The following is a 17,728-nucleotide window of genomic DNA, read 5'->3' as shown; positions in this document are numbered from 1 at the left end:
CTGCGCTCGTCGCTCAATGACCGTGGTCGCTCAGATCAGGTACTGGCTCAGGCCGCGCTTGACATAGCGGCCGTCGCCCTTGGCCCCGAGGTAGCGGCCGCCGTCGACGATCACCTTGCCGCGCGAGAGGACGGTGTCGACGTGGCCGTCGATCTCGAAGCCCTCCCACGCCGAGTGGTCCATGTTCATGTGGTGGGATCGGCCCGTCGGCGAGCCGTCGGGGCCGACGGGCAGGCCGATCGAGGTGTGCCCGTTCGGGTCGTAGACCACGATGTCGCCGTCGGCGCCCGGCTGGATGACGCCCTTGCGGCCGTAGAGACCGAACATGCGCGCGGGGGTCGTGCTCGTGAGCTCCACCCAGCGCTCGAGGCTGATCTCGCCGGTGACCACGCCCTGGTACATCAGGTCCATGCGGTGCTCGACCGAGCCGATCCCGTTCGGGATCTTGCGGAAGTCACCGACCCCGAGCTCCTTCTGGTCCTTCATGCAGAACGGGCAGTGGTCGGTCGAGACCATCTGCAGGTCGTTGGTGCGAAGCGCCTGCCACATCGAGTGCTGGTGGCCCTCCTCGCGCGAGCGCAGGGGAGTGGAGCACACCCATTTCGCGCCCTCGAAGCCCGGCGCGCCCAGCTGCTCCTCGAGCGAGAGGTAGAGGTACTGCGGGCAGGTCTCGCCGAAGACGTTCTGGCCGCGGTCGCGCGCCCAGGCCAGCTGCCCGACCGCCTGCTTCGCACTCACGTGCACGACGTAGAGCGGGGCGCCCGTGAGGTCGGCGAGCATGATGGCGCGGTGCGTCGCCTCCTCCTCCATCTGCCACGCACGGGCGATGCCGTGGAAATACGGGGCGGACTTGCCGGCATCCACCAGCTGCTGCGCCAGCACGTCGATCGCGGGGCCGTTCTCGGCGTGCATCATCGTCATCAGCCCGGTCTCGCGCGAGACCTGCATCGCCTGCAGCACCTGGGCGTCGTCGGAGTAGAACACGCCCGGGTAGGCCATGAAGAGCTTGAAACTCGACACCCCCTCGTCGAGCAGCCCGCGCATCGCCTGCAGCGAATCGCCGTCGACGCCGCCGATGATCTGGTGGAAGCCGTAGTCGATCGCGCAGTTGCCCGCGGCCTTCGCATGCCAGGCGGCCAGGGCGTCCTGCACGCGCTCGCCGTACTTCTGCACGGCGAAGTCGATGATCGTCGTCGTGCCGCCCCAGGCCGCTGCCCGCGTGCCTGTCTCGAAGGTGTCGCTGGCCGCCGTGCCGCCGAAGGGCAGCTCCATGTGGGTGTGCGCGTCGATGCCCCCCGGGATCACGTACTTGCCGCGCGCGTCGATGACGGCGTCGACGGATGCCGCGATGTCGGCGCCGAGCAGGGCCGAGCCGGGCTCGAGCACGGCCACGATCCGCTCGCCGTCGACCAGCACGTCGGCGGGGGCGCGTCCGGTGGCCGAGACGACCGTTCCGCCCGTGATCAGTGTCGTCGTCATGTGCTCACTCCCTGTGTGTGCCCGTGGTGCCGCATCCTCCGCTTGCGGCTGCACTTTTCTGCGGCGGCGCCACCGATCAATGCCGCCCGCGCAGAAAAGTGCAGCCGCAATGCGACGGGGCGGGTGTCCGTGCCGGCCGTCACGGCGCCACGATCTCGCCGTAGGAGTCCGGACGGCGGTCGCGGTAGAACTGCCAGTCGTCGCGCATCTGCCGCACCAGGCTCATGTCGAGGTCGCGGATGAGGACCTCCTCGTGCTCGCCCGAGCCCAGTGCGCCGACATAGTTCCCTCGCGGGTCGACGATCTGGCTGCGGCCGTAGAAGTCCACGGCCTCGTCGCCGTACTCGTTGTCTTCCAGGCCCACGCGGTTCGGCGCCAGCACGAAGTAGCCGTTCGCGACGGCCGCGGCCGGCTGCTCCACCTCCCACAGCCGGTTCGACAGGCCCGGCTTGGTGGCGTTGGGGTTGAAGGCCAGATGCGCGCCGTTGAGCCCCAGCTCGCGCCAGGCTTCGGGAAAGTGCCGGTCGTAGCAGATGATGACGCCCACCTTGCCGACGGCGGTGTCGAACACCGGGTAGCCGAGGTTGCCGGGGCGGAAGTAGAACTTCTCCCAGAACTTCTCCACGTGGGGGATGTGGTGCTTGCGATAGCTGCCGAGGATCGTCCCGTCGGCATCCACGACGACGGCGGTGTTGTAGTAGACGCCGGCCATCGCCTCCTCGTAGATCGGGAGGATCATGACCATGCCCAGCTCCTTCGCCAGATCGGCGAAGCGCTGCACGATGGGACCGTCGGCGGGTTCGGCGTAGGCGTAGTACTTCTTGTCCTGCGTGATGCCGAAGTACGGCCCGTAGAACAGCTCCTGGAAGCAGATGACCTGCGCCCCCGCGGATGCGGCGTCGCGAGCGAACTGCTCGTGCTTGTCGAGCATGGACTCCTTGTCGCCCGTCCACGTCGTCTGGGTGATCGCCGCCCGCACCGTCGTCATCGTCGCTCCGTCTCGCCGTGCGCCTTTCTGTTATCGTGAGCGTTGAACATTTCTCTTCGGTTTCGTCCTGTGTCGCGGCCGTAAAAGCACGAGTGGGGCGGCGATGGTGGAATCGGCGGACCTCGACCTCGACTTCGGCGATCGATCGCCCCCCTCCATCGCGTCCGCGCTCTCGCGTGCGATCTCGGAGGGAGACCTCGCGCCCGCCGCGCGCCTGCCGACGGTCCGTCAGCTCGCGGCACAGCTCGGCGTGAGCCCCGCGACGGTGAGCGCGGCGTGGCAGGCACTCTCGCGGGCAGGGCTGATCGTTTCGCGAGGCCGCGCGGGCTCGTTCGTCATGCAGGGCCGCGCCGAATGGCTGACCCCCCGCGTACAGAACCTCGCGGCGCATCCGGGTGTACCCGCCCTCGACCTCTCGCGCGGCACGCCCGATCCCGATCTGCTTCCCGCGCTCGCGCCCGCCTTCGCCCGCGTGAGCCTGAGTGCCGACGCAGGGAGCTACTCCGATGCTCCGGTGCTCACCGAGCTCGGGGAGTTGCTCGCGCGCTCCTGGCCGCATCCGGCCGAGCGCATCACGGTGCTCGACGGCGCGCTCGATGGAATGGGGCGCACGCTCGAGCGCCTGGTGAGCTTCGGCGATCGGGTCGCGGTCGAGAGCCCCGGGTTCCCCTACCTCTTCGACCTTCTCGAGGCGCTCGGCGCCCAGGTCGTGCCGCTCGACCTCGATGAGCACGGCGTCGTGCCGGCGTCCCTCGCACGAGCCGCCGCGACGCGCCTGCGCGCGGTCGTGCTGCAGCCGCGCGCACAGAACCCCACCGGAGCGTCGATGACCGAGGAGCGGACGGATGAACTGGCGGCGGTCCTGGCGTCGGTCCGCGACGGGGACCGGGTCGTGGTCGTCGAGGACGACCACTCCGGCATGATCGCGACGGCCGACGATGTGACGCTCGCGCGCTGGATGCCCGGCCAGGTCGTGCACGTGCGCAGCTTCTCGAAGTCGCATGGGCCCGACCTGCGGCTGGCGGCCCTCGGTGGTCCGGCGCACATCATCGACCGCGTGGTCGCGCGCCGCATGCTCGGCCCCGGCTGGACCTCGCGCATTCTGCAGCGCATCCTCGTCGAGCTGCTCACCGATCCCGCCGCCGTCGCGGCGGTGCAGGGGGCCAGGGAGCGCTACCGGTCACGGCAGGCGGCCGTCGCCGCGTCGCTGAGGGAGTGCGGCGTGCGGATCGCCACGCCCGACGGCGTGAACCTGTGGATGCCGGTGGCGCACGAGCGCCAGGCGCTGCTGCAGCTCGCGGCGGCCGGCATCGCCGCCGCGCTGGGGTCGCCCTTTCTCGTCGCACCGGTGCCCGGCGATCACCTGCGTCTGACGACCGGGCTCGTCCCCGAGCCGGACGCTCCACGCGTCGCGCGGGTGCTGGCCGACGCGGCCCATCGCGCATCGCCGTGATCCGCCCGCGTGGGTCAGTCGGCCGCCCATGAGGGTGCCAGCGCGCGGATGCGACCGGCCCGCCACTGCCACACCGCCCACAGCGCGGGCCAGAGTGCGGGAGCGGCCCGGCCCCCGATCACCAGGCGCTCCCGCCAGAGCGTGCGACCCGGGTCTCCCGGCGCGGGCGAGACCGCCATCTGGTGGTCCCACACATCCAGTAGCGCCAGCGGACCGGTCAGGGGGATGCCGCTGTCGCGCAGGATGCGCACCTCGCCGTCCGTCTCCGCGACGTAGCGGTCGGTGAGGTGCAGGAACTGGCGCCCGGTCGACAGCCCCGCGACGTTCAGCTGCACAGCGGCATCCGTCCCCGGCTCCCAGCGGGTCGGCAGCGGCGACGGCGCGAGCGGCTTCATCGTCAGGAACGGCCCGTAGAGCTCCGCGACGGCGTGCGGCGAGTGCAGGGCGCGCCACGCGGCATCCGCGTCGCAGTCGATGACGTGTTTCAGCAGAATACGCATGCGGGCAGTCTCGCACCGGTGCCGCCGGGGCGCGCCGGTAGGCTCGGCCGGTGCCCGAACCCACGCCCTTCGATCAATCGACCTATCAGGTGCGTCTGGACTGGGGCGTCGACGGGCTGGCGCGTCTCGCGCCGGCCGACGTCGTCGTCATCGTCGACGTGCTGCTCTCCTCCACCCGAGCGGCGCTCGCCGCGGACGACGACGGCGCGGCGATCGCCGCGGCCGCCGCGCAGAGCGGCGCCCCGGGCGCCCTGGTGCTCGCCGGCGGCTTCGTGAACGCGAGCGCGGTCGCCGCCGCCATCCTGGCCGAGCAGCATCGCCGCGGGGCGCGCACGAGCGTCTCCGTGATCGCGGCCGGCGCCGGCCACCCCGCCGGCAGCGCCGCACGCTTCGCCGTCGAGGACCTGCTCGCGGCGGGCGCGGTCATCGCGGCCCTCGGCGAGGTGGGCCTCGACCACGGCTCACCGGATGCCGCCGCCGCCGCCGAGTCGTACCGCGCGCTGCGCCGCGCGGTGCGGCACCTGGTCACCGCGAGCGGATCGGGCCGGGAGCTTGCGGCGCGGGGGCTGGCCGAAGAGGTCGCCGCCGCCGCGCGCATCGACGTCACCGACAGCGTTCCGGTGCTGAACCGCGCCTGAACGCCGTCAGCGGGGCGCGAGGGCGGCGAGCCGCTCGGCGGTGGTGATCTCGCGCCGCTGCCACCGGAACAGGTGACGCTTGTCGAAGCGCGGTGCACATGCCACGCACGACATCGCGCGTGCCGGTCGGCGGTAGCGGTATGCGGTGTGGCCGGCCGGGCACGTGCCCACCCAGGGGGCGAGCTCGGTGGCCGTCTCGCCGCGATGCGTCGTGCCGCCGGTGTAGCCCAGAGCGCGCGCCGTGCGCTTCCACTCCGGCCCGTGCCCCACGCTCGCGCCCGCCATCGCGTGCGCGACCTCGTGCAGCAGGGTCTGCTGGTTGGTGTCGTCGTCGTAGCGGGCAGCGAGGTAGCGCGAGACGCTGATGCGCTTGCGGGTGAAATCGCACAGCCCCGCCCGGCGCTTGGCGTTGTCGAAGCCGAAGCTCCACGACTCGTCGAGATGGCGGCTGATCAGCGCGTCCGCCCACGCGCGCACACGAGCAAGATCTGACATGGGCGAGACGTTAGAACGTACCTACGACACTCGGCCGGGTCAGCTCGCCACGACGTCGCGGGTGCGGCGGCGGTCGGCGGCATCCACCGCCAGCAGCGTGGACTGCAGCTCGGCATCCGAGGCGCCGGCCTCCTGACGCAGGAACAGCTCCTGCTTGAAGTCCCGCCGGGCTGCGTCGAAGTCGCCGGCGTCGAAGTGCACCTTGCCACGGTGCTGGCAGGCGAACGCGGCGATCGCCGCCCAGCCCTGACCCTCGGCCTCCTCGGCGCAGGTCGTCAGTTCGTGCGCGGCGGCGGCGTACGCTCCACGGCGCTGCAGCACCGTCGCGTGCAGGATCCGGGCGCGCAGCAGGTCCTTGCGGGTGCCGGCCATACGGGCGACGCGCACCGACTCGTCCGAGACGAGCAGCGCGTCGTCGAGCTGGTCGAGCACCTTCAGCAGCCACACGCGCTCGAGCAGCGACGGCAGCGAGCGCTGGTCGCCGAGATCCGCGAGGCGGGCGCGGCACTCGGCGGCATCCACGATCTCGCGCAGGGTCTCGGGGTCGTGCCCGTGGATGTAGCTCACCGTGACCTCCTCACTGCAGCGGATGCCCGCCCGACTGGTTCGCCTCAAGTGTGCAACGCCGCCCGCGCCGCCCGCGCCAGCCGCGCCGCGCGCCGCCGGGATCCGGGGTGCACGACGGGCGCCGAGACCTCTTCAGCGCTTCTCGAACAGCGACGCCGCCGGGGCGGGCGAGGCCGTGGCGTCGGCGTCGTGCACGATGCGCGAGCCGGCGGCGAACGCGTCGAGCTCGGCGCCCTGCGCGACCTTGGCGGGATGGGGGCCGGCCGCCATCAGCCGCGGCAGCCACTCCACCGGCAGGGGTGCGCGCGAGGCCGCGACCACCAGGTTGCCGAAGCGCCGACCCTTCAGCACCTGCACCTCGGCGAGCACGAGCACGTGCGCCAGCGCGGCGCGCACCGTGGCCACCTGGGCGCGGGCATGCCGCAGCCCGGCGCCGTCGGCGATGTTGGCCAGCAGGATGCCGTCGGGGGCGAGTACGTCCGCGGCCTCGCGGTAGAACTCCACCGAGGTCAGGTGCGCGGGGGTCTGCGCGCCGCCGAAGACGTCCGACACCAGCAGATCGACCGTGCCCACGAGGCCGCGCGGCAGACGCCCGAGCACCGCACGCGCGTCGCCGACCCGCGTGCGGATCGACGCTCCCGGCCGCAACGGCAGGTGGGTGCGGACGAGCTCCACGAGCGCCGGCTCGAGCTCGATCACCTGCTGCCGCGAGCCCGGCCGGGTGGCGTCGACGTACCGCGGCAGGGTGTACGCCCCGGCGCCCAGATGCACGGCTGTGAGCGGGTGCCCCGGCATCCCCCACTGGTCGATGACGGCGGCCATGCGGGCCACGTACTCGAAGTGCAGGTGCGTGGGGTCATCCGTGTCCACGTGCGACTGGGGCGTGCCGTCGACCTCGAGCTCCCAGCCGCTGGTGTGCGACGAGGGGATGATGCGCGCCAGGGTTCCGTCGGCCAGGCGGGCCTGCGCGGGCTCGCCGCCCTCGCCCCGCCGCCGTCCCCGCCCGTTCGTCACGCTCACACCGTACCCGCGCGGGTCGTGCGGCGGGATCGTCGCGGGTCTAGCGTGGAGGAGTGGGCCCGATCGACCTGAACAGCGACCTCGGCGAGAGCGTCGACGGCGTGCCGACCGCCGACGACGAGGCCATGTTCGCCGTGATCTCGAGCGCGAACATCGCCTGTGGCGGCCACGCGGGCGATGCCGCGTCGATGGCGGATGCTGCGGCTCGGTCCCGCCGCGTCGGCGTCGCGATCGGCGCGCACCCGTCCTACCCCGACCGGGCCGGGTTCGGGCGCCGGCCGATGCGCCTCGACGCGGGTGACCTGCGCGCGGAGGTCGCGCGGCAGCTCGCGGCGCTGCGCTCGGCCGGCGCGGACATCCGCTACGTCAAGCCCCACGGCGCGCTCTATCACGCCATCACCGTCGATGCGGGCCAGGCGGATGCGGTCGCGGCCGCCGTCGCCGATCTCTCCGGCGAACTGGGGCGGGCCCTGCCGCTGCTGGGGCTGCCGGGCGGGGCCGAGCGGGCCGCGACGGATGCCGGACTGCCCTTCGTCGCCGAGGCGTTCCTCGATCGCGGCTACCGGCCCGACGGCACCCTGGTGGCCCGGGGCGAGCCCGGCGACCTGCTCGCCGATCCGGAGCGCGTGGCGGAGCGGGCCCTCCGGCTGGTGGCCGAGGGCAGCGTGGACGCCGTGAGCGGCGGGCGGGTGGGTATCGCCGCGGCGTCGCTGTGCCTGCACGGCGACACCCCCGACGCGGTGGCGATGGCGCGCGCGGTGCGTCGGGCGCTGGATGCGGCCGGCATCCCCGTGCGCGCCCCCTGGTGAGCGCAGCGTGATCGCATGGTGAGCTCGGGCGAGGGGGAGCGGCGCGTGCGCCCGATGGGGGATGCCGCCCTGCTCGTCGAGGTCGATTCACTCGCACAGGTGCTGACGCTGCACGCCGCGCTGGCGGCATCCGCCCCGCCGGGCGTGATCGACCTGGTGCCCGCGGCGCGCACGGTGCTGGTGCAGATCGACCCGCGCGTGCTGTCGCCGGCCGCCGCGCGCACGTGGATCGCCCGCACGGACGGCGACGCGCTCCCGGATGCCGTCCGGCCCGATGCTCCGGGCGCCGTCCCGGTCCGCACCCTCGACATCGTCTACGACGGCGACGACCTCGCCGAGACGGCCGAGCTGCTCGGCCTCTCGCCCCTCGCCCTGGCGAGCCGGCACGAGGCCGCGGCCTGGACGGTCGCCTTCAGCGGCTTCGCGCCGGGCTTCGGCTACCTCGTCAGCCCGGACTGACGCTTCGACGTGGCGCGCCTTGCGGCGCCCCGCGCGCGCGTGCCCGCCGGAGCGGTGGGGCTGGCGGGAGAGTTCACGGGCGCCTACCCCCGCGACACGCCGGGCGGCTGGCGGCTGATCGGGCGCACCGCGGCGCCCCTGTGGAACGCGGATGCCGACCCTCCGGCGCTGCTCGCGCCCGGCACCCGCGTGCGCTTTCGTCGTGACGCGCCCGTCGTCCGCGCGGCATCCGAGTCCGCCCGCGCGGCGCCCCCGTCCGCCCGCGACGCCGCGGCGCCCGCGAACGTCCGCGGCGCCGATCGGCGCGCCGCGGCCTTCCGTATCGACGACCCCGGTCCGCTGGCCACGGTGCAGGATCTCGGCCGGCCGGGCCTCGCCTCGCGGGGGATCGCGCGATCGGGGGCGCTCGACCGCGGGGCCCTGCGGCGCGGCAACCGGCTGGTCGGCAACGACGAGGGCGCCGCCGCGATCGAGATCACGCTCGGCGGACTGCGCGCCACCGCGCACCGCGACCTCTGGATCGCGGTGTCGGGTGCCCCGACCCCCGCGACCATCGCCGGGCGCGCCGTCGGGCCGCACGCCGCGGTGCCGTGGCGGGCCGGGGACGAGCTGCGGATCGGCTGGGCGCCGCACGGTGCCCGCTGCTACCTGACCGTGCGCGGCGGGATCGACGTCCCCGTCACGGCCGGTTCCCGGGCGAGCGACCGGCTGGCGCGCATCGGCCCGCCGCCGCTGGCCGCGGGCGATGAGATCGCGATCGGGACGGACGCCGTCGCCCCGGTGCCGCCGCTCGACCTGGCGCCGTGGGGCGATCCGGCCCGCCCCGCGTGGCTCGATCTTGCGGAGGGGCCCCGCGCCCCGTGGTTCGCCCCCGAGGCGGAGGCGCTCCTGCTCGGCACGCGCTGGCGGGTGGCCGCCGATGCGGATCGGGTCGGCGTGCGGCTCGAGGGCCCCGCCCTGGCGCGCACGATCCCGGGGGAGCTGCCGAGCGAGGGGATGGTTCCCGGCGCGGTGCAGATCCCGCCGTCGGGCCGTCCCACCATCCTCTTCTGCGACGGTCCCGTCACCGGCGGCTACCCCGTCATCGCGGTCGTCGCCGATGCCAGTCTCGACACCCTCGCGCAGGTCCGCTCGGGGGACGAGGTGCGCTTTCGGCGCTCGCGCGGGCGGTGAGGGTGATTCCTCCTCGTCGCCCGGCGACGAGGAGCGCGCGGTTTATACCGCAGGTTTCTGAAGTCGTCAAGGATCCGGCTGGACACGGCGCGGCGCCCGGCATATAGTGGATGTTTGCGCTCCTAGGTTCCCCCTGCCTTCATATGGTGGTCGGCTGTTCCCCCGCGCCCCCCGCGAAAGCGGCGTGCGGCGAGAGGGATTCGGGGAAGACGAGCATTCCATCTCACGACAAGGAATCTAGAGGCCCTGATCGGGCCCGTGGAGGTTATCCCCTTGGCTGCTGCGCGCAACGCATCCACCACCACCCCCAAGAACGGCCGCGCCGCATCGCGTCTGTCGTTCGCCAAGATCTCCGACACGCTGACGGTCCCCGACCTGCTGGCGTTGCAGACCGAGTCGTTCGACTGGCTGGTCGGCAACGAGGCCTGGCGGGAACGCCTGGCCGAGGCGCAGGCCGCCGGTCGCACGGACATCGCGCTGCAGAGCGGTCTGGAGGAGATCTTCGAGGAGATCTCCCCCATCGAGGACCTCTCCGAGACGATGCAGCTGTCGTTCACCAACCCCTACCTCGAGCCCGAGAAGTACTCGATCGACGAGTGCAAGGAGCGCGGCAAGACCTACGCCGCGCCGCTGTACGTCGAGGCCGAGTTCATGAACCACCAGACCGGTGAGATCAAGACGCAGACGGTCTTCATGGGCGACTTCCCGCTCCAGACCGGCAAGGGCACGTTCATCATCAACGGCACCGAGCGCGTCGTCGTCTCGCAGCTGGTGCGCTCGCCCGGCGTCTACTTCGACAAGACGCCCGACAAGACGTCCGACAAGGACATCGTCTCGGCCCGCATCATCCCGAGCCGCGGCGCCTGGCTCGAGTTCGAGGTCGACAAGCGCGACCAGGTCGGCGTGCGCATCGACCGCAAGCGCAAGCAGTCGGTCACGGTGTTCCTCAAGGCCCTCGGCCTGTCGAGCGAGGACATCCTGAACGAGTTCGCCGGCTTCGACTCGATCGAAGAGACGCTGTCGAAGGACACGATCCTCACCAAGGAAGACGCGCTCCGCGACATCTACCGCAAGCTGCGTCCGGGCGAGCAGGTGGCCGCCGAGGCCGCGCGCGCGCTGCTCGACAACTTCTACTTCAACCACAAGCGCTACGACCTCGCGAAGGTCGGTCGCTACAAGATCAACCAGAAGCTGGGGCTCGACCAGCCGCTGACCGACTCGGTCCTCAGCGTCGACGACATCGTCGCCACGATCAAGTACCTCGTTCGCCTGCACCGCGGTGACGAGACCTTCGAGGGGCTGCGCGGCGGCAAGCAGGCCGAGATCCGCATGGACATCGACGACATCGACAACTTCGGCAACCGCCGCATCCGCGCCGTCGGCGAGCTGATCCAGAACCAGGTGCGCACCGGCCTGTCGCGCATGGAGCGCGTCGTCCGCGAGCGCATGACCACGCAGGACATCGAGGCGATCACGCCGCAGACCCTGATCAACGTGCGCCCGGTCGTGGCCGCGATCAAGGAGTTCTTCGGCACGAGCCAGCTGTCGCAGTTCATGGATCAGAACAACCCGCTCGCGGGCCTGACCCACAAGCGCCGTCTGTCGGCACTGGGTCCCGGTGGTCTCTCGCGTGAGCGCGCCGGCGTCGAGGTCCGTGACGTGCACCCCTCGCACTACGGCCGCATGTGCCCGATCGAGACGCCGGAAGGCCCGAACATCGGCCTGATCGGCTCGCTCGCCTCGTTCGCGCGGATCAACGCGTTCGGCTTCATCGAGACGCCGTACCGCCGCGTCATCGACGGCCGCGTCACCGACGACATCGACTACCTCACCGCGAGCGAGGAGAACGACTTCGTCGTCGCCCAGGCCAACGCCCCGCTCAAGTCCGACGGCAACTTCGTCGAGGAGCGCGTGCTCGCCCGCCGCGGCAAGGGCGGGGAGGTCGACCTGTTCCACCCCGAGGAGATCGGGTACATGGACGTCTCGCCGCGCCAGATGGTGTCGGTTGCGACCTCGCTCGTGCCGTTCCTCGAGCACGACGACGCGCAGCGCGCGCTCATGGGCGCCAACATGCAGCGTCAGGCGGTGCCGCTGCTGCGCAGCGACTCGCCGTTCGTCGGCACGGGCATGGAGGGCTACGCGGCCGTCGACGCCGGTGACGTGATCACGGCGGAGAAGCCCGGCGTGGTCTCCGAGGTGTCGGCGGATGTCGTCACGGTGCAGCTCGACGAGGGCGGCACCCAGGACTACTACCTGCGCAAGTTCGACCGCTCCAACCAGGGCACGAGCTACAACCAGCGCGTCGTCGTCTCGGCGGGCGATCGGGTCGAGATCGGCGAGGTCCTCGCCGACGGCCCCGCCACCGAGAACGGCGAGCTCGCCCTCGGGAAGAACCTGCTCGTGGCGTTCATGCCGTGGGAGGGTCACAACTTCGAGGACGCGATCATCCTCAACCAGGACCTGGTGAAGGACGACACGCTCTCGTCGATCCACATCGAGGAGTACGAGGTCGACTCGCGCGACACCAAGCTCGGCAAGGAGGAGATCACCCGCGATCTCCCCAACGTCAGCCCCGACCTGCTCAAGGACCTCGACGAGCGCGGCATCGTCCGCATCGGCGCCGAGGTGCGACCCGGCGACATCCTGGTCGGCAAGGTCACGCCCAAGGGCGAGACCGAGCTGAGCGCCGAGGAGCGCCTGCTGCGCGCGATCTTCAACGAGAAGAGCCGCGAGGTGCGCGACACGTCGCTGAAGGTCCCCCACGGTGAGCAGGGCACGATCATCGCCGTCAAGGAGTTCAACGCCGAGGACGGCGACGACGAGCTCGGCTCGGGCGTCAACCGCCGCGTGGTCGTCTACATCGCCCAGAAGCGCAAGATCACCGAGGGCGACAAGCTCGCCGGACGCCACGGCAACAAGGGCGTCATCGCGAAGATCCTGCCGGTGGAGGACATGCCGTTCCTCGCCGACGGCACGCCCGTCGACGTGGTGCTCAACCCCCTCGGCATCCCCGGACGCATGAACTTCGGCCAGGTGCTCGAGACCCACCTCGGGTGGATCGCCAAGCAGGGCTGGAAGGTCGAGGGCGAGCCGGAATGGGCATCGACCCTGCCGGAGATCGCCCGCGAGGCGGAGCCGGGCACCAAGGTGGCGACGCCGGTGTTCGACGGCGCCCGCGAGGAGGAGATCCGCGGTCTGCTCGACTCGACGATCCCCACGCACGACGGCGAGCGACTCATCGACGGCACGGGCAAGACCCGGCTGTTCGACGGCCGCTCCGGAGACCCCTTCCCGGAGCCCGTCGCGGTGGGATACATGTACATCCTGAAGCTGCACCACCTCGTCGACGACAAGATCCACGCGCGTTCGACGGGTCCGTACTCGATGATCACGCAGCAGCCGCTGGGTGGTAAGGCGCAGTTCGGCGGTCAGCGGTTCGGTGAGATGGAGGTCTGGGCCCTCGAGGCCTATGGCGCCGCTTACGCGCTGCAGGAGCTCCTCACGATCAAGTCCGACGACATCCTCGGCCGCGTCAAGGTGTACGAGGCGATCGTCAAGGGCGAGAACATCCAGGAGCCCGGCATCCCCGAGTCCTTCAAGGTGCTCATCAAGGAGATGCAGTCCCTCTGCCTGAACGTCGAGGTGCTCTCGGCGGACGGCCAGGCGGTCAACCTGCGCGACACGGATGACGACGCCTTCCGCGCGGCGGAAGAGCTCGGCATCAATATCTCCAGCCGGTTCGAGTCCTCGTCGATCGACGAGATCTAGCACCAGGCGCGATATCACTGCGGCGGCTCCGCCGCCCCACAACATCACCGGTTTTACCTCACGCACAGGAGAATTCGTGCTCGACGCAACAACTTTCGATGAGCTTCGCATCGGCCTGGCCACCGCCGACCACATCCGCCGTTGGTCCTACGGCGAGGTCAAGAAGCCCGAGACCATCAACTACCGCACCCTCAAGCCCGAGAAGGACGGCCTGTTCGGAGAGCAGATCTTCGGACCGAGCCGCGACTGGGAGTGCGCGTGCGGCAAGTACAAGCGCGTGCGCTTCAAGGGCATCGTCTGCGAGCGCTGCGGCGTGGAGGTCACCAAGTCCTCCGTGCGCCGTGAGCGCATGGGCCACATCGAGCTCGCCGCGCCCGTCACGCACATCTGGTACTTCAAGGGCGTGCCCTCGCGCCTCGGGTACCTGCTCGACATGGCGCCGAAGGACCTCGAGAAGGTCATCTACTTCGCCGCCTACATGGTCATCTCGGTCGACGACGACGCTCGTCACGCCGACATGCCCCAGCTCGAGAACGAGCTGCGCCTCGAGCTGAAGACGCTGAACGACCAGCGCGATTCCCGCATCGCGACGCGTCTGCACACCCTCGAGGACGACCTCGCGGCCCTCGAGGCCGAGGGGGCCAAGGCCGACCAGAAGAAGAAGACCAAGGACGCCGCCGAGAAGGAGATGGGGCAGATCCGCAAGGGCTTCGACGAGCAGATCTCCCGCCTCGAGCGGGTCTGGGAGGACTTCCGCAACCTCAAGGTGGGCGACCTCAAGCCGGAGGACGACGTCTTCCAGGAGCTGCAGGACCGCTACAGCCTCTACTTCGAGGCGCACATGGGCGCCGAGTCGATCCAGAAGCGCCTCGAGTCGTTCGACCTGAGCGCCGAGGCCGAGGACCTGCACCGGCAGATCTCCGAGGGCAAGGGCCAGCGCAAGATCCGCGCGATCAAGCGGCTCAAGGTCGTCAACTCGTTCCTGACCACCGGCGCCTCGCCGGCATCCATGGTGCTCGACGTCGTCCCGGTGATCCCGCCGGAGCTGCGCCCCATGGTGCAGCTCGATGGTGGCCGCTTCGCGACATCCGATCTCAACGACCTCTACCGTCGCGTGATCAACCGCAACAACCGCCTGCGTCGCCTGATCGACCTCGGTGCCCCCGAGATCATCGTCAACAACGAGAAGCGGATGCTGCAGGAGGCCGTCGACGCACTGTTCGACAACGGCCGCCGCGGTCGCCCCGTGACGGGCACCGGAAACCGCGCCCTCAAGTCGCTCTCCGACATGCTCAAGGGCAAGCAGGGCCGGTTCCGTCAGAACCTGCTCGGCAAGCGCGTGGACTACTCGGGTCGTTCGGTCATCGTCGTCGGCCCGCAGCTGCAGCTGCACCAGTGCGGTCTGCCCAAGCAGATGGCGCTCGAGCTGTTCAAGCCGTTCGTGATCAAGCGCCTGATCGATCTGGGTCACTCGCAGAACATCAAGTCGGCCAAGCGCGCCGTCGAGCGCACGCGCCCCGAGGTCTGGGACGTGCTCGAGGAGATCATCCGCGAGCGCCCCGTGCTGCTCAACCGTGCGCCCACGCTGCACCGCCTCGGCATCCAGGCATTCGAGCCGCAGCTGGTCGAGGGCAAGGCGATCCAGCTGCACCCGCTCGTCTGTGCGGCGTTCAACGCCGACTTCGACGGTGACCAGATGGCCGTGCACCTCCCCCTCTCGGTGGAGGCGCAGGCCGAGGCCCGCCTGCTGATGCTCGCGTCGAACAACATCCTGAAGCCGTCGGACGGTCGTCCGGTGACCCTGCCCTCGCAGGACATGATCATCGGGCTGCACCACCTGACGACCCTCAAGGTCGGCGGCGCCGGCGAGGGCCGCGTGTTCGGCTCGGTGTCCGAGGCGATCATGGCGCGCGACGAGGGAACGCTCGACATGCAGGCCAAGGTGCGCATCCGCGTACGCGGCCTGACGTTCCTCGAGGGCGAAGCGCCCGAGGGCTACGAGAACCACGGGCTCGTGGACGCGTCGCTCGGCCAGGCGATCTTCAACGACGCCCTGCCGAAGGGCTACCCGTTCGTGCGCGAGCAGGCCGACAAGACCAAGCTCTCGCAGATCGTGAACAAGCTGGCCGAGGAGTTCCCGGCCGACGTCGCCGCGACGCTGGACCGGATCAAGGACGCCGGCTTCTACTGGGCGACCCGCTCGGGCGTCACGGTCGCGCTGTCGGACGTGCTCACGCCGCCGAACAAGGCAGAGATCGTCGGACGCTACGAGGCCGACGCCAAGAAGGTCCAGGACGACTTCGACATGGGCTTCATCGACGACGGAGCGCGTCGTAAGGAGCTCATCGACATCTGGACCAAGGCGACCGAAGAGGTGCAGGTCGCGATGCGCGCGAACTTTCCCGAGGACAACACCATCAACCGCATGGTCTCGTCGGGGGCACGTGGTAACTGGCTGCAGATCCGCAACATCGCGGGCATGCGAGGCCTGGTGAACAACCCGAAGGGCGACATCATCCCGCGTCCGATCATCTCCTCGTACCGCGAGGGGCTGAGTGTGGCCGAGTACTTCATCGCCACGCACGGAACGCGAAAGGGCCTGGCCGACACCGCTCTGCGTACCGCCGACTCGGGGTACCTGACGCGTCGTCTCGTGGACGTCTCGCAGGATGTCATCATCCGCGAAGAGGACTGCGGCACCAGCAAGGGCCTGGAGTACGTCATCGCGGCCCCCGGTGCCGACGGCGAGCTGGTCAAGGACAAGAACGTCGAGAACTCGGTGTTCGCGCGCACGCTGTCCTCGGACGTCGTGGGCGAGAACGGCGACGTGCTCGCCGCCGCCGGTGAGGATGTCGGAGACGTGCTGATCGAGCGCCTGTTCCAGACGGGCGTGGAATCGATCAAGGTGCGCTCGGTGCTCACCTGCGACTCGGCCGTCGGCGTCTGCGCCAAGTGCTACGGTCGCTCGCTCGCGACCGGAAAGCTCGTCGACATCGGTGAGGCCGTGGGCATCATCGCGGCCCAGTCGATCGGCGAGCCCGGCACCCAGCTGACGATGCGTACGTTCCACACGGGTGGTTCCGCCTCGGCCGAGGACATCACGCAGGGTCTGCCCCGCGTGCAGGAGCTCTTCGAGGCGCGCACCCCCAAGGGCGGATCGCCCATTGCGGAGTCGGCCGGACGCGTCACGATCGACGAGACCGAGAAGACCCGCAAGGTGATCATCACGCCCGACGACGGCGACGAGCCCAAGGTGTACCCGGTGCTCAAGCGCGCGACGCTGCTGGTCGAGGACGGCCAGCACGTCGAGGTCGGCGACCCGCTGCAGGTCGGCACGCTCGACCCGAAGGACATCATGCGTGTGCAGGGTGCCCGCGAGGTGCAGAAGTTCCTCGTCGGCGGCGTGCAGGGCGTGTACCGCTCGCAGGGTGTGCCGATCCACGACAAGCACATCGAGGTCATCGTGCGCCAGATGCTGCGCAAGGTCACGGTCGTCGATCACGCCGACACGACCCTGCTGCCCGGTGAGATGGTCGACTCGCGTCGGTTCATCGACATCAACCGCCAGGCGGTCGCCGAGGGCAAGCGCCCGGCCTCCGGTCGTCCCGAGCTGATGGGTATCACGAAGGCGTCGCTTGCGACCGAATCGTGGCTGTCGGCCGCGTCGTTCCAGGAGACGACGCGCGTGCTCACCGAGGCGGCGATGCAGGGCAAGACCGACCCGCTGGTCGGCCTGAAGGAGAACGTGATCATCGGAAAGCTGATCCCGGCCGGCACGGGCCTGTCGAAGTATCGCAACGTCACCGTGGAGGCGACGGACGAGGCCAAGAGCGAGCGGTACCCCAACCGGGTGTTCGCATCGGACGGCGTCTATTCCGAGGCCGATCTCGGGTTCGTCGACTTCGACAGCTTCTCGACGGACGACTTCACGCCCGGCACGTACAACTGATCGCACCGCGACAACGAGGGGCCTCGCCACACGGCGGGGCCCCTTGTCGTTGCGCCGGCGTGTCGCGCTGTCGGGCGGTGCGCCGCGGCGGCAGTTTTCGGCCGCGGCGCCAGCGATTGCTGCAGTCGCCGCCGGAAGGTGCCGCCGCAAGTCCCGGGGCGGCGGGTGGTCGGGGTCGAGCGTTCACTGCGGCGGCACTTTCCTGCCGCGGCGCCAGCGATTGCTGCAGCCGCCGCCGGAAGGTGCCGCCACAAGTCCCGGGGCCGCGGGTGGTCGGGGTCGAGCGTCCACTGCGGCGGCAGTTTTCGGCCGCGGCGCCAGCGATTGCTGCAGCCGCCGCCGGAGAGTGCCGCCACAACCCCTGGGCCGCGAGCCCCGGGCCGCGAGCCCCGGGCCGCGAGCCCCGGGCCGCGAGACCCGGGCCGCGAGC

12 protein-coding genes and 1 pseudogene are annotated in these 17,728 nt (G+C 70.8%); 7 read left to right on the top strand and 6 right to left on the bottom strand.

Translation table 11 applies throughout. From position 1 onward, the window contains the following. Positions 1 to 30: 30 nt before the first annotated feature. Both hydA and M4I32_RS07570 read right to left on the bottom strand, forming a co-directional pair. Positions 31 to 1,479, bottom strand: a complete 1,449-nt coding sequence (gene hydA, locus M4I32_RS07575) for a dihydropyrimidinase (RefSeq protein ID WP_319033874.1) — start codon at positions 1,477 to 1,479, stop codon at positions 31 to 33. Between the two features lie 139 nt (positions 1,480 to 1,618). Continuing rightward, the gene (locus M4I32_RS07570; RefSeq protein ID WP_319033873.1) at positions 1,619 to 2,467 is read right to left on the bottom strand and encodes a nitrilase-related carbon-nitrogen hydrolase; all 849 of its coding nucleotides are present in this window, start codon (positions 2,465 to 2,467) and stop codon (positions 1,619 to 1,621) included. Positions 2,468 to 2,570: 103 nt separating this feature from the next. Between M4I32_RS07570 and M4I32_RS07565 the strand changes: the two genes are divergently transcribed. Then, positions 2,571 to 3,920, top strand: a complete 1,350-nt coding sequence (locus tag M4I32_RS07565) for a PLP-dependent aminotransferase family protein (RefSeq protein ID WP_319033872.1) — start codon at positions 2,571 to 2,573, stop codon at positions 3,918 to 3,920. Between the two features lie 14 nt (positions 3,921 to 3,934). On the opposite strand, the gene M4I32_RS07560 is transcribed toward M4I32_RS07565, so the two are convergent. Continuing rightward, the gene (locus M4I32_RS07560) at positions 3,935 to 4,420 is read right to left on the bottom strand and encodes a hypothetical protein (RefSeq protein WP_319033871.1); all 486 of its coding nucleotides are present in this window, start codon (positions 4,418 to 4,420) and stop codon (positions 3,935 to 3,937) included. Positions 4,421 to 4,470: 50 nt separating this feature from the next. On the opposite strand from M4I32_RS07560, the gene M4I32_RS07555 reads away from it, so the two are divergent. Beyond that, positions 4,471 to 5,058, top strand: coding sequence for a 2-phosphosulfolactate phosphatase (locus M4I32_RS07555; protein ID WP_319033870.1), 588 nt, complete (start codon positions 4,471 to 4,473; stop codon positions 5,056 to 5,058). A gap of 6 nt (positions 5,059 to 5,064) precedes the next feature. On the opposite strand, the gene M4I32_RS07550 is transcribed toward M4I32_RS07555, so the two are convergent. The 3 genes from M4I32_RS07550 to M4I32_RS07540 all read right to left on the bottom strand — a co-directional run bounded on the left by M4I32_RS07550 (position 5,065) and on the right by M4I32_RS07540 (position 7,134). Continuing rightward, the gene (locus M4I32_RS07550) at positions 5,065 to 5,553 is read right to left on the bottom strand and encodes a SprT-like domain-containing protein (RefSeq protein ID WP_319033869.1); all 489 of its coding nucleotides are present in this window, start codon (positions 5,551 to 5,553) and stop codon (positions 5,065 to 5,067) included. Between the two features lie 39 nt (positions 5,554 to 5,592). Then, on the bottom strand, positions 5,593 to 6,120 hold the full coding sequence (locus M4I32_RS07545) for a hypothetical protein (RefSeq protein WP_319033868.1): 528 nt from the start codon (positions 6,118 to 6,120) through the stop codon (positions 5,593 to 5,595). Positions 6,121 to 6,252: 132 nt separating this feature from the next. Continuing rightward, the gene (locus tag M4I32_RS07540; protein WP_413466797.1) at positions 6,253 to 7,134 is read right to left on the bottom strand and encodes a spermidine synthase; all 882 of its coding nucleotides are present in this window, start codon (positions 7,132 to 7,134) and stop codon (positions 6,253 to 6,255) included. 59 nt (positions 7,135 to 7,193) lie between these two features. Here M4I32_RS07540 and M4I32_RS07535 point away from each other — a divergent pair, with 59 nt between their 5' ends. The 5 genes and pseudogenes from M4I32_RS07535 to M4I32_RS07515 all read left to right on the top strand — a co-directional run bounded on the left by M4I32_RS07535 (position 7,194) and on the right by M4I32_RS07515 (position 17,298). After that, positions 7,194 to 7,949, top strand: coding sequence for a 5-oxoprolinase subunit PxpA (locus M4I32_RS07535; protein WP_319033867.1), 756 nt, complete (start codon positions 7,194 to 7,196; stop codon positions 7,947 to 7,949). Positions 7,950 to 7,964: 15 nt separating this feature from the next. Beyond that, positions 7,965 to 8,570: pseudogene (locus M4I32_RS07530) on the top strand (5-oxoprolinase subunit B family protein); the annotation flags it as partial. A gap of 27 nt (positions 8,571 to 8,597) precedes the next feature. Continuing rightward, positions 8,598 to 9,581 carry a biotin-dependent carboxyltransferase family protein gene (locus tag M4I32_RS07525; protein WP_319033973.1) on the top strand — a complete coding sequence of 328 codons (984 nt, stop codon included), beginning with the start codon at positions 8,598 to 8,600 and terminating at the stop codon, positions 9,579 to 9,581. A 273-nt stretch (positions 9,582 to 9,854) separates the two neighbouring features. Then, entirely contained in the window at positions 9,855 to 13,349 is a 3,495-nt protein-coding gene (rpoB, locus tag M4I32_RS07520) for a DNA-directed RNA polymerase subunit beta (RefSeq protein ID WP_319033866.1), read from the top strand. A 76-nt stretch (positions 13,350 to 13,425) separates the two neighbouring features. Further along, entirely contained in the window at positions 13,426 to 17,298 is a 3,873-nt protein-coding gene (locus M4I32_RS07515; protein WP_319033865.1) for a DNA-directed RNA polymerase subunit beta', read from the top strand. Positions 17,299 to 17,728: the final 430 nt, after the last annotated feature.

The organism is Microbacterium sp. LRZ72 (genome assembly GCF_033792225.1).
Classification (GTDB): Bacteria; Actinomycetota; Actinomycetes; order Actinomycetales; family Microbacteriaceae; genus Microbacterium.
The sequence above is the reverse complement of the archived record's forward strand: the minus strand, read 5'-3'. Positions and strand labels throughout refer to the sequence as shown.